This window comes from Salmonella sp. NW177, from assembly GCF_051811585.1.
Taxonomy (GTDB): Bacteria; Pseudomonadota; Gammaproteobacteria; order Enterobacterales; family Enterobacteriaceae; genus Salmonella; species Salmonella enterica.
On sequence record NZ_JAMMZV010000001.1, the window covers coordinates 854,053 to 866,300 of the forward strand.

Genomic DNA, 12,248 nt, shown 5'->3' on the forward strand with positions numbered 1-12,248 from the left:
CCCGGTTTAGTAGTAATCGATACGATTTTTAATGGTGTAATGGTGGGACACTGCCGGCTTAACGCTCTCATCGACGATAACAAGCCGGCAGTCAACAGGGTTCGCGTACGCATCATATTCGCAGCTCTGTGTGACGTTGCCGACCTGTCGATCATCCACCCGGCTGACTGCCGTGTAATCCAGCTTTTTACGCGGGTCCGCGGAGGGTTTTGCCGTCACAGAGAGCGTATTCTGCGAGTTTATGGTTGTCTTACCTAGCGGATAACCTTCGCTATCATAGCGATACTCGACTTTCATCTCTTTGCCCGTCGCCGATACCACAAAACCGTTGTCGTCCGTTTCCCAGGTCACGCCCGCCGAAGGCAACGCCGCCAGCTGGCACTTACCCTGTAACTGCACCTTTTTTTCCAGCGTCTGAGCATCCCGGTAATAATTGGCATCCAGCACGAGCGCCAGCCCCGTATTATTCTCCAGATCGTGTAACTCAAGCGTATCAAAGCAGCCTTCCTGTGAAAGCGTACCGGTGACCTGCTTCGCCACTTCGCCATTCTCACTCATCAATGTCTGGCTGAAATCCTTTACCGGACCACGTAATGGATCAAAATCAAATTCGTTCGAAAAACTGGCCATTTCCGGCGTAAAAGACTCAAGGGATTTCGGGTTATCACAACCTGCCAGTATCATGCACAATAACGTCAGTAAAAGGGGTTTCTTCACACGTATCACCAGGATGAAAAGATATTTATCATCATATTAGCAAATACAGTTATTTACACGAAAAATGCTAAGCTTAGAACATCGTCATTAATCACAGGAGTTCATGATGAAAATCGCAACTGCAATAGCCGCTCTGGCGTTAGTCAGCGCCCCCTCGCTAGTAATGGCGGCACCGGGATCGTGCGAGAGAGTAAAAAGCGATATTGAACAACGTATCATCAATAACGGCGTGCCGGCGGATAATTTTACGCTCACTATCGTTCCTAACGACCAGGCCGATCAGCCGGACTCACAGGTGGTGGGCCATTGCGCGAACGACACGCATAAAATTCTTTATACCCGCACCAGCAGCGGCAATGCGCCAGCCAATACCTCTCCCGCTCAGGACGGTTCATCCGCCGAACCGCAATAACCTCCTCCTGCCCTCCGGGTCCGGAGGGTAACGCTCTTTGACATGGATTAATAATCCTTACTCCCAAAGGGGTAAACTCATTACATCATTAGCATGTTAATAATTTCGTTATAGTTATCAATATATAGCGAAATAATAACGACAATGGAGTGAGTGATGCCCGGAGAAAAGCAACAAACAGGCGTTAGCCGCAGGACGTTAGTGAAATCAGCGGCGCTTGGCTCACTGGCGCTGGCTGCCGGAGGCGTATCTTTACCGTTTGGGATGCGTACCGCGGCCGCGGCGGTGCAGCAGGCTATGCGCAACGAAGAAGATAAAATCGTCTGGGGCGCCTGTTCGGTCAACTGCGGCAGTCGCTGCGCCCTGCGTCTGCATGTAAAAGATAATGAAGTCTGGTGGGTTGAAACTGATAACACTGGCGACGATGTCTACGGCAATCATCAGGTTCGCGCCTGTCTGCGGGGCCGTTCAATCCGTCGGCGCATTAACCATCCGGATCGCCTTAACTATCCCATGAAACGCGTTGGCCGCCGCGGCGAAGGCAAATTTGAACGCATTAGCTGGCAGGAAGCGCTGGACACCATTAGCGCCAGCCTGAAAAAGACCGTAGAGACCTACGGCAATGAAGCCGTTTATATCCACTATTCATCCGGCATCGTAGGCGGCAACATAACCCGCTCGTCGCCTGCCGCCTCGCCGGTGAAGCGTTTGATGAACTGCTACGGCGGTTCGTTGAATCAATACGGCTCATACAGTACCGCGCAAATTTCTTGCGCCATGCCCTACACCTATGGCTCCAACGACGGCAACAGCACGTCTGATATCGAAAACAGTAAACTGGTGGTCATGTTCGGCAATAATCCGGCTGAAACACGCATGAGCGGCGGCGGCATTACCTGGTTTCTGGAGCAAGCGCGTGAACGCTCAAATGCGCGCATGATCGTGATAGATCCGCGCTATACCGATACCGCTGCCGGACGTGAAGACGAGTGGATACCTATTCGCCCCGGCACCGACGCCGCGCTGGTGGCGGGAATTGCCTGGGTATTGATTAACGAAAATCTCGTTGACCAGCCTTTTCTCGACAACTATTGCATCGGCTACGATGAAAAGACCCTTCCGGCTGACGCGCCCCCCAATGGCCATTATAAGGCTTATATTTTGGGCCAGGGCGAGGACGGTATCGCCAAAACGCCGCAGTGGGCGTCACACATTACCGGCATCCCCGCCGATCGAATTATCAAACTGGCGCGCGAGATAGGCAGCGTCAAGCCGACCTACATCTGTCAGGGTTGGGGACCGCAGCGTCAGGCGAACGGCGAACAAACCGCTCGCGCCATCGCCATGTTACCGATTCTGACCGGCAACGTCGGCATTCATGGCGGTAATAGCGGCGCACGCGAATCCACTTACACCATTACCATTGAACGTCTGCCGGTCCTGGAGAATCCCGTTAAAACCGCCATCTCCTGCTTTAGCTGGACGGACGCCATTGCGCGCGGCCCGGAAATGACCGCCCTGCGCGACGGCGTACGCGGCAAAGATAAGCTGGATGTCCCGATCAAATTTCTATGGAACTACGCTGGCAACACCCTGATTAATCAGCATTCGGATATTAATAAAACCCATGAAATTCTTCAGGATGAAGCGAAATGCGAAATGATTGTGGTCATCGACAATTTTATGACCTCTTCCGCGAAGTACGCCGATATTTTACTGCCGGATCTCATGACCGTCGAACAGGAAGATATCATCCCCAATGATTACGCCGGCAATATGGGATATCTGATTTTTATCCAACCGGCGACGACGCCTAAGTTCGAGCGTAAGCCCATCTACTGGGTACTCAGCGAAATCGCCAGACGCCTCGGCGACGATGTGTATCAGCGGTTTACCGAAGGCCGTACACAGGCGCAATGGCTGCAATATCTGTACGCTAAAATGCAGGCAAGAGATCCGGCATTGCCCGCGTATGACGAGCTAAAAAAAATGGGCATCTATAAACGTAAAGATCCCAACGGCCATTTTGTCGCCTATAAAAAATTTCGTGAAGATCCGCAGGCCAATCCGTTAAAAACGCCGTCCGGTAAAATCGAAATCTACTCAAGCAAACTCGCTCACATCGCCAGTACCTGGGAGCTGGCGGAAGGCGACGTGATAAGCCCACTGCCGATTTATACCCCTACTTTTGAAGGATGGGACGATCCGAAGCGGAGCACCTTCCCGCTACAGCTGTTTGGCTTTCACTATAAATCCCGTACCCATTCAAGCTACGGCAATATTGATGTTCTGCAGGCCGCCTGTCGCCAGGAGGTGTGGATAAATCCGCTCGATGCGCAAAAACGCGGTATCGCGAATGGCGATAGGGTTCGCGTCTTTAACGATCGTGGAGAGGTGCGTCTACCCGCCAAGGTCACGCCGCGTATTCTGCCGGGCGTCAGCGCGATGGGTCAGGGCGCATGGCATAATGCGGATATGGCTGGCGATAAAATTGACCACGGCGCCTGCATCAATACGCTCACGACGCTGCGTCCTTCCCCCCTGGCAAAAGGGAATCCTCAACATACAAATCTGGTGGAAATCGAAAAAATCTAAGCCGCCTGCTCCGGGACGTTTTTACGCGCCCGGAGCTCCCCGTTTTGCGAACACAACAACATTTAAAACTCTTTTTTGGATGAGCATAGTGAGCTGTTATGAAAATCACCAACCCTGAGGCATTAATGGCGGCCAGTATCAGCCGACGAAGCCTGGTGAAAACCTCCGCTATCGGTAGCCTTGCGCTTGCCAGTAGCGCTTTCACCCTTCCGTTCTCCCGCATCGCCCACGCCGCAGCAGACCTCGCATCTGGCAATGTGGCAGAAAAAGCGGTCTGGAGTTCATGTACCGTTAACTGCGGCAGCCGCTGCCTGCTGCGCCTGCACGTAAAAGATGACACCGTATATTGGGTTGAATCAGATACCACGGGCAACGATGAATATGGCAACCATCAGGTACGCGCCTGCCTGCGCGGTCGTTCTATTCGTCGCCGGATGAATCATCCCGATCGCCTGAAATATCCGATGAAACGCGTTGGTAAACGAGGAGAAGGCAAATTCGAACGTATCAGTTGGGATGAAGCGTTGGATACCATCGGCGATAACCTGAAACGTATCCTCAAGGATTACGGCAACGAAGCGGTACATGTCCTTTACGGTACCGGCGTGGACGGCGGCAATATTACCAATTCTAACGTACCGTATCGCCTGATGAACGCCTGCGGCGGCTATCTCAGCCGTTACGGTAGCTACAGCACCGCCCAAATCAGCGCGGCCATGAGCTATATGTTCGGCGGCAACGACGGCAACAGTCCGGATGATATCGCCAATACAAAACTGGTGGTGATGTTTGGCAATAACCCCGCGGAAACACGTATGAGCGGCGGCGGCGTGACATACTATGTCGAACAGGCGCGCGAACGCTCCAACGCCCGGATGATCGTCATTGACCCGCGTTATAACGACACTGCCGCCGGCCGCGAAGACGAGTGGCTGCCGATTCGCCCGGGTACCGATGGCGCGCTGGCGGCGGCAATCGGCTGGGTGCTGATTACCGAAGATCTTATTGATAAACCGTTTCTGGATAAATACTGCATCGGCTACGACGAAACCACTCTGCCCGCCTCGGCCCCGCGTAACGCGCACTATAAAGCCTATATTTTGGGTCAGGGCGGCGACGGTATCGCTAAAACGCCGCAATGGGCCGCGCAGATTACCAGTATTCCGGCGGAAAAAATCATTCAACTGGCGCGGGAAATCGGCTCGGCGAAACCGGCTTACATTTGCCAGGGCTGGGGACCGCAACGCCACTCTAACGGGGAGCAGACCGCACGCGCAATCGCCATGCTGTCTGTACTCACCGGTAACGTCGGCATAAATGGCGGTAATTCCGGCGTGCGCGAAGGCACCTGGGATCTGGGCGTCGAATGGTTTTCTATGCTGGAGAACCCGGTAAAAACCCAGATTTCGGTCTTTACCTGGACCGACGCTATCGATCATGGCGCGGAAATGACCGCCACACGCGACGGCGTGCGGGGAAAAGACAAGCTCGACGTGCCGATCAAATTTTTGTGGTGCTACGCCAGTAATACGCTGATCAATCAGCATGGCGACATCGCCCACACCCACGAGGTGCTTCAGGACGACAGTAAATGTGAAATGATCGTCGGCATCGAGCACTTTATGACCGCGTCGGCAAAATATTGCGACATTCTGCTGCCTGATTTAATGCCGACCGAGCAGGAAGATCTGATTTCCCACGAATCCGCAGGCAATATGGGCTATGTCATTCTTGGTCAGCCCGCCACCTCGCCGAAATTTGAAAGAAAGCCCATTTACTGGACGCTCAGTGAAGTGGCTAAACGGCTTGGTCCGGACGTATACCAGACCTTCACAGAAGGCCGCACGCAGCATGAGTGGGTCAAATACCTGCACGCAAAAACCAAAGCGCGTAACCCGGAAATGCCGGATTACGAAGAGATGAAACAGACAGGAATTTTCAAGAAAAAATGCCCGGAGGAGCACTACGTCGCTTTCCGCGCCTTCCGCGAAGACCCTGCCGCCAACCCACTGAAAACGCCGTCCGGTAAAATCGAAATCTATTCCGAGCGTCTGGCAACCCTCGCCAACACGTGGGAGCTGAAGAAAGATGAGATTATCCATCCTTTACCCGCCTATACGCCAGGCTTTGACGGTTGGGACGATCCGCTTCGTCAGCGCTACCCGCTACAGCTAACCGGCTTCCACTATAAAGCGCGTACCCACTCCAGCTACGGCAATATCGACGTCCTGCAACAGGCGTGTCCGCAGGAGATCTGGATCAACCCGATTGATGCGCAAGCGCGAGGCATTCAGCACGGCGACACCGTGCGGGTCTTTAACCAGAATGGAGAGATGCTCATTCCGGCAAAAGTCACGCCGCGCATATTGCCTGGCGTCACCGCTATCGGCCAGGGCGCCTGGTTAAATGCCGACATGTTTGGCGACAAAGTCGATCGCGGCGGCTCCATTAACATTCTGACGTCGCACCGGCCTTCCCCACTGGCGAAAGGTAATCCGTCACACAGTAATCTTGTTCAGGTTGAAAAGGCGTAAGGAGTAACCGATGACAACCCAGTATGGATTTTTTATTGATTCCAGTCGTTGCACCGGTTGCAAAACCTGCGAACTGGCCTGCAAGGACTACAAAGATTTGACCCCGGATGTCAGCTTCCGCCGCATTTATGAATACGCTGGCGGTGACTGGCAGGAGGATAACGGTGTCTGGCACCAGAACGTCTTTGCCTATTATCTCTCCATCTCCTGTAACCACTGCGAAGACCCGGCCTGTACCAAAGTCTGCCCGAGCGGCGCGATGCACAAGCGCGATGACGGTTTTGTGGTGGTGAACGAAGAGGTCTGTATCGGCTGCCGCTACTGCCACATGGCCTGCCCGTACGGCGCGCCGCAGTACAACGCGGCCAAAGGTCATATGACCAAGTGCGATGGCTGTTATGACCGGGTGGCGGAAGGCAAGAAACCAATTTGCGTGGAATCCTGCCCGCTGCGGGCGCTGGATTTCGGCCCGATAGACGAACTGCGCAAAAAACACGGTGAGCTGGCTGCCGTCGCGCCGCTGCCGCGCGCGCATTTCACGAAGCCGAATATTGTGATTAAACCCAACGCCAACAGCCGCCCGACCGGGGACACTACCGGTTATCTGGCCAATCCGAAGGAAGTATAAGATGGGAAGTGGATGGCATGAATGGCCGTTGATGATCTTCACGGTCTTTGGTCAGTGCGTGGTCGGCGCGTTAATCGTTAGCGGACTGGGCTGGCTGACGGCAAAAGACGATACCATCGCCCGTCAGCGCATCGTGCGTAGCATGTTTTTTCTGTGGCTGGTGATGGGACTGGGATTCCTCGCGTCGATTATGCATCTCGGCTCGCCGATGCGCGCGTTTAACTCGCTTAACCGCGTAGGCGCTTCCGCACTGAGTAATGAAATCGCCGCAGGATCGGTGTTCTTTGCCGTAGGCGGCATCTGGTGGCTGGTGGCGGTACTCGGTAAAATGCCCCCGGTGCTGGGTAAAGTGTGGCTGCTGATCAGTATGGCGCTCGGCGTTGCATTCATCTGGGCAATGACGCTCGTTTATCAGATAGATACCGTGCCAACCTGGTATAATGGCTACACCACGCTGGCCTTTTTCCTCACGGCATTCCTGTGCGGCCCGGTGTTTGCGGCGTTACTGCTACGCATCGCGCGCGTCCCATTTTGCAGCGTGACGTTTGCCAGTATTAGCGGCCTGGCATTGGTGGTGTGCGTGACGGTCATCGTACTACAAGGACTGTCTCTCTCAACCATTCACAGTTCCGTGCAACAGGCCAGCCATCTCGCACCGGATTACGGTATGCTACAGGTCTGGCGCATTGTCTTGCTTGCTGCCGGATTAGGCTGCTGGCTATGTCCGCTAATCCGTCGCCGCGAACCGCATACCGTTGGTTTGCTGCTCGGTGTCGTGCTGGTGCTGGCAGGCGAAATTATTGGCCGCGGACTTTTTTATGGCCTGCATATGACTGTAGGTATGGCCGTCGCAGGTTAATTTATGCGTGCGGGGCGACCCGCACCTTTCGGGATTGTTTGAATGACCACTTTTTTACAACGTGATGATTTTGCAGTAACGGCGCGTGTTCTCGGCGCGTTGTTTTATTATTCGCCGGAAAGCCACGAAACCGCTCCTCTGGTTCAGGCGCTATTAACCGACGACTGGCAGGCGCAGTGGCCGCTTGATGCCGAGGCGCTTGCGCCTGTGGCGGCTATGTTTAAGTCCCACAGCGAAGAGTCGTTGCCACAGGCCTGGCAGCGTCTGTTTATCGGCCCTTACGCTCTGCCGTCTCCGCCGTGGGGTTCCGTCTGGCTGGATCGTGAGAGCGTATTATTTGGCGATTCTACATTGGCGCTACGTCAGTGGATGCGCGAAAACGGAATTCAGTTTGAAATGCAGCAAAACGAGCCAGAAGATCATTTTGGGTCGCTGTTGCTACTGGCGGCCTGGCTTGCCGAGAACGACCGTCATCATGAATGCGAACAACTCCTGGCCTGGCATCTGTTTCCGTGGTCGTCCCGCTTTCTGGACGTATTTATCGATCATGCCGGGCATCCGTTTTATCAGGCGTTGGGGCAACTGGCGCGTCTGACGCTGGCGCAATGGCAAGCTCAACTCATTATTCCCGTCGCTGTAAAACCGTTATTCCGTTAATCCCCACAAAAGGCAGGATTTTACCTGCCTTTTCTCCCATTGCGGCCTATTTTTATCTACAAAAAGTGACAACGTCACACTACGCTTCTATTTTTAAGATAATTCTTTATCGTGAATGTTCACGCTAAGCCGCATAAGGGCAAACCATAATTGTTAATAGATGTTTAATAGTGTTAAACATCACGCTTCGCTGGAATCCTTCCCAACCTGTTGCTATAGCTCAAAGCACCCTGCCGGAACATGGCATAACAACACGCGACTCTTAACGTCGCCATAACACATGCAAACAGGGAGACACACCGCAATGCACACCCTCACCCTAAAACGTGTACTTGGGTTCACTATCGTCATTTTGCTGTTACTGGCGCTGTTTATCTGGGGAATCGGTCTGGAGACGCTGAAAGCGCGTCAGGTCGATCTGCTGTATCTCGGACAACGGCATTTGATGCTGGTATTTACGTCCATGTTTTTTGCTTTACTGGTCGGTATCCCGAGTGGGATTTTACTCAGCCGTCCTGCGGCAAAGGGATTTGCTGAATATGTCATGCAAATCTTTAATGTTGGTAATACCTTGCCGCCGCTGGCCGTCCTGGCCTTAGCGATGGTGATTATCGGGATCGGCGATACGCCCGCCATTGTCGCGCTATTTCTGGCCTCCCTTCTGCCTATCGTCCGCAATACCTATGCGGGCCTCTGTTCCGTTCCCGCCTCACTGATTGAAGCGGCGAACGGGATTGGGATGACAAAATGGCAGCGACTTCGCCAGGTAGAGCTACCTAATGCGTGGCCAGTGATGCTGTCCGGTATTCGCATCGCGACCGCCATCAATGTCGGCACCGCGCCGCTGGCCTTTCTGATTGGCGCCAGCAGCTACGGCGAGCTGATTTTCCCGGGAATTTATCTCAACGATTTTCCGACGTTGATCCTCGGCGCAACGGCCACGGCGTTATTCGCGCTGATTCTTGACACTCTGCTTGCCTGGTTTGGGCGACGCCTTAGCCCTCATACCGTCTGAACGCATAAATAACAATAAGGAGCGTTAAATGAGATTCAAAAAACACCTGTTAGGATGGCTTGCCGCAACGCTGTTGTTCAGTAGCCAGACGCAGGCCGCGCCGCTGGTTCTCGCTACCAAAAGCTTTACCGAGCAGCATATTCTTTCCGCTATGACCGTTCAGTATTTGCAGAAAAAAGGCTTTCAGGTTCAGCCGCAAACCAATATCGCCGCGGTGATTTCACGTAATGCGATGGTGAATAAACAAATTGATATTACCTGGGAATACACCGGTACATCGCTGATTATTTTCAACCGTATCGATAAGCGCATGAGTCCACAGGAAACCTACGACACGGTAAAACGCCTGGATGCGAAGCTGGGCCTGGTATGGCTCAAACCGGCTGACATGAACAATACTTACGCGTTCGCGATGCAGCGCAAACGCGCCGAGTCGGAAAATATCACCACCATCTCGCAAATGGTGGCAAAAATCGAACAGGTCCGGCAGAACGATCCTGACCACAACTGGATGCTCGGTCTCGATCTGGAATTTGCCGGGCGCAGCGATGGGATGAAGCCCCTTCAGCAAGCCTACCAAATGCAGCTCGATCGCCCGCAAATACGACAGATGGACCCAGGGCTGGTCTATAACGCCGTTCGGGATGGGCTGGTTGACGCCGGGCTGGTCTATACCACCGACGGACGGGTGAAAGGGTTTGATCTGAAAGTGCTGGAAGATGATAAAGGCTTCTTTCCAAGTTACGCTGTCACGCCCGTGGTGCGTAAAGAGGTGCTGGAGGCCAATCCTGGCCTTGATGACGCCTTAAACACCCTTTCCGGCCTGCTCAATAACGATGTGATATCGACCCTAAACGCCCAGGTCGATATCGAGCATCGCACGCCGCAACAGGTAGCCCATCAATTTTTGCAGGACAAAGGTCTGCTGTAAGGAGCGCCTATGGATACGATACATTATATGCTGGATAACGCAGGCTATCTCGCCAGCCTTACCTTTCAGCATCTCTGGCTGGTCGCGCTGGCCGTCGGTCTGGCGATTATCATCGGCGTACCGTTAGGCGTTTTGATTGTACGCCACAAATGGCTGGCAACGCCGGTATTGGGCGCCGCCACGCTACTTCTTACCATTCCGTCTATCGCGCTGTTTGGATTAATGATCCCGCTCTTTTCGCTGATCGGACATGGTATTGGCGTTCTGCCCGCTGTGACGGCCGTTTTTCTCTACTCTTTACTGCCGATTGTCCGTAATACCCATACTGCGCTTGATAGTTTGCCGCCCGGTCTGCGTGAAGCGGGACGCGGCATCGGTATGACTTTCTGGCAACGGCTGCGCTGGGTCGAAATCCCAATGGCCCTACCGGTTATTTTCGGGGGTATCCGCACCGCGGTAGTGATGAATATCGGCGTGATGGCGATTGCCGCGGTGATCGGCGCCGGCGGTCTGGGACTGCTACTGTTAAACGGCATTAGCGGCAGCGATATTCGCATGTTAATTGCCGGCGCGCTGATGATCTGTCTACTAGCGATTGTGCTTGACTGGCTGTTGCATCGTCTGCAAGTCGTACTGACACCTAAGGGGATACGATAATGATAAAACTGGAAAATCTCACCAAACAATTTGTACAGAAAAAGGGTCAGCCGCTAAAAGCCGTCGACAACGTCAACCTGAACGTGCCGGAAGGCGAAATGTGCGTCTTGCTCGGTCCCTCCGGCTGCGGCAAAACCACCACGTTAAAGATGATCAATCGGCTGATCGCGCCCAGCAGCGGTAATATTCTTATCAACGGCGAGAATACCAACGATATGGATACGGTAACGCTACGCCGCAATATTGGGTATGTTATCCAACAAATCGGCCTGTTTCCTAATATGACGATTGAAGAAAATATTACCGTTGTGCCGCGCATGTTGGGTTGGGACAAAGCGCGCTGCAAGCAACGCGCCGAAGAGTTGATGGACATGGTGGCGCTGGATGCCAGAAAATTTCTGCATCGCTATCCAAAGGAGATGTCCGGGGGACAGCAACAGCGTATTGGCGTGATCCGCGCTCTGGCCGCCGATCCGCCGGTACTGCTGATGGATGAGCCCTTCGGCGCGGTGGACCCCATTAACCGCGAAGTGATCCAGAACCAGTTTCTGGATATGCAGCGTAAGCTAAAAAAGACCGTGATGCTGGTCAGCCATGATATCGACGAAGCGCTAAAACTCGGCGACCGTATCGCCGTGTTCCGTCAGGGGCGAATTGTACAGTGCGCCAGTCCTGATGAACTGCTGGCCAAACCGGCTAACGAGTTTGTCGGGTCGTTTGTCGGTCAGGACAGAACGTTAAAGCGTTTGCTACTGGTCTCCGCAGGCGATGTTACCGACCAACAGCCAACCATTACCGCGCGGCCTTCCACGCCGTTAAGCGAGGCGTTCGGCATTATGGATGATCACGATATTCGCGCCATTACCGTCATTGACAACGACGGTAAGCCACTGGGATTTGTGAAGCGCCGGGAGGCTCGGAACGCCAGCGGAATCTGCGCCGATATCACCCATCCTTTCCGTATTACGGGCAAAGCGGAAGATAATCTGCGTATTGTGCTGTCCAGATTGTACGAAAGTAATACCAGCTGGATGCCGATCGTTGATGAAGACGGGCGCTATAATGGTGAAATCTCTCAGGATTACATCGCCGACTATCTCAGCTCAGGCCGCACGCGTCGGGCGCTAAATATTCACGAAAACAGCTAACGCTACCGCCGGATGGCCTCTCGCTATCCGGCAGTATCATTATTGTACGCAATATTATATCGCACATAGTGCTTTTGCGTCTGACGCCATTTCCC

General features: G+C 53.6%; 11 protein-coding genes. 10 read left to right on the top strand and 1 reads right to left on the bottom strand.

Annotated elements, in window-relative coordinates; translation table 11 throughout:
* Positions 1-6 precede the first annotated feature (6 nt).
* Entirely contained in the window at positions 7-717 is a 711-nt protein-coding gene (locus NA986_RS04400) for a YnfC family lipoprotein (protein ID WP_000743122.1), read from the bottom strand.
* A 103-nt stretch (positions 718-820) separates the two neighbouring features.
* Here NA986_RS04400 and NA986_RS04405 point away from each other — a divergent pair, with 103 nt between their 5' ends.
* The 10 genes from NA986_RS04405 (at position 821) to osmV (ending at position 12,153) form a co-directional block, all read left to right on the top strand.
* Positions 821-1,129 carry a DUF1161 domain-containing protein gene (locus NA986_RS04405; protein WP_000975516.1) on the top strand — a complete coding sequence of 103 codons (309 nt, stop codon included), beginning with the start codon at positions 821-823 and terminating at the stop codon, positions 1,127-1,129.
* 156 nt (positions 1,130-1,285) lie between these two features.
* Positions 1,286-3,724 carry a selenate/tellurate reductase subunit YnfE gene (gene ynfE, locus NA986_RS04410; protein WP_070794022.1) on the top strand — a complete coding sequence of 813 codons (2,439 nt, stop codon included), beginning with the start codon at positions 1,286-1,288 and terminating at the stop codon, positions 3,722-3,724.
* Between the two features lie 98 nt (positions 3,725-3,822).
* Positions 3,823-6,258 carry a selenate/tellurate reductase subunit YnfF gene (ynfF, locus tag NA986_RS04415; protein ID WP_070794024.1) on the top strand — a complete coding sequence of 812 codons (2,436 nt, stop codon included), beginning with the start codon at positions 3,823-3,825 and terminating at the stop codon, positions 6,256-6,258.
* Between the two features lie 10 nt (positions 6,259-6,268).
* Entirely contained in the window at positions 6,269-6,886 is a 618-nt protein-coding gene (gene dmsB / locus NA986_RS04420; RefSeq protein WP_000213069.1) for a dimethylsulfoxide reductase iron-sulfur subunit DmsB, read from the top strand.
* Between the two features lies 1 nt (position 6,887).
* Positions 6,888-7,745: a dimethyl sulfoxide reductase anchor subunit family protein gene (locus NA986_RS04425; protein ID WP_017465699.1), complete on the top strand. Its 858-nt coding sequence runs from the start codon at positions 6,888-6,890 to the stop codon at positions 7,743-7,745.
* Between the two features lie 42 nt (positions 7,746-7,787).
* The gene (gene dmsD / locus NA986_RS04430; RefSeq protein WP_000206564.1) at positions 7,788-8,402 is read left to right on the top strand and encodes a Tat proofreading chaperone DmsD; all 615 of its coding nucleotides are present in this window, start codon (positions 7,788-7,790) and stop codon (positions 8,400-8,402) included.
* A gap of 304 nt (positions 8,403-8,706) precedes the next feature.
* The gene (osmY, locus tag NA986_RS04435) at positions 8,707-9,417 is read left to right on the top strand and encodes an osmoprotectant ABC transporter permease OsmY (RefSeq protein WP_000557304.1); all 711 of its coding nucleotides are present in this window, start codon (positions 8,707-8,709) and stop codon (positions 9,415-9,417) included.
* 28 nt (positions 9,418-9,445) lie between these two features.
* Positions 9,446-10,348: an osmoprotectant ABC transporter substrate-binding protein OsmX gene (gene osmX, locus NA986_RS04440; RefSeq protein WP_001211193.1), complete on the top strand. Its 903-nt coding sequence runs from the start codon at positions 9,446-9,448 to the stop codon at positions 10,346-10,348.
* 9 nt (positions 10,349-10,357) lie between these two features.
* The gene (osmW, locus tag NA986_RS04445) at positions 10,358-11,005 is read left to right on the top strand and encodes an osmoprotectant ABC transporter permease OsmW (protein ID WP_000379677.1); all 648 of its coding nucleotides are present in this window, start codon (positions 10,358-10,360) and stop codon (positions 11,003-11,005) included.
* Positions 11,005-12,153: an osmoprotectant ABC transporter ATP-binding protein OsmV gene (osmV, locus tag NA986_RS04450; RefSeq protein WP_000593092.1), complete on the top strand. Its 1,149-nt coding sequence runs from the start codon at positions 11,005-11,007 to the stop codon at positions 12,151-12,153. Before osmW ends, osmV begins: the two co-directional genes overlap by 1 nt.
* Positions 12,154-12,248: the final 95 nt, after the last annotated feature.

Coding starts and splice junctions, on each gene's coding strand:
- NA986_RS04405 (WP_000975516.1), top strand. CDS start 821: ATGATGAAAATCGCAACTGCAATAGCCGCTCTGGCGTTAGTCAGCGCC.
- ynfE (WP_070794022.1), top strand. CDS start 1,286: ATGCCCGGAGAAAAGCAACAAACAGGCGTTAGCCGCAGGACGTTAGTG.
- ynfF (WP_070794024.1), top strand. CDS start 3,823: ATGAAAATCACCAACCCTGAGGCATTAATGGCGGCCAGTATCAGCCGA.
- dmsB (WP_000213069.1), top strand. CDS start 6,269: ATGACAACCCAGTATGGATTTTTTATTGATTCCAGTCGTTGCACCGGT.
- NA986_RS04425 (WP_017465699.1), top strand. CDS start 6,888: ATGGGAAGTGGATGGCATGAATGGCCGTTGATGATCTTCACGGTCTTT.
- dmsD (WP_000206564.1), top strand. CDS start 7,788: ATGACCACTTTTTTACAACGTGATGATTTTGCAGTAACGGCGCGTGTT.
- osmY (WP_000557304.1), top strand. CDS start 8,707: ATGCACACCCTCACCCTAAAACGTGTACTTGGGTTCACTATCGTCATT.
- osmX (WP_001211193.1), top strand. CDS start 9,446: ATGAGATTCAAAAAACACCTGTTAGGATGGCTTGCCGCAACGCTGTTG.
- osmW (WP_000379677.1), top strand. CDS start 10,358: ATGGATACGATACATTATATGCTGGATAACGCAGGCTATCTCGCCAGC.
- osmV (WP_000593092.1), top strand. CDS start 11,005: ATGATAAAACTGGAAAATCTCACCAAACAATTTGTACAGAAAAAGGGT.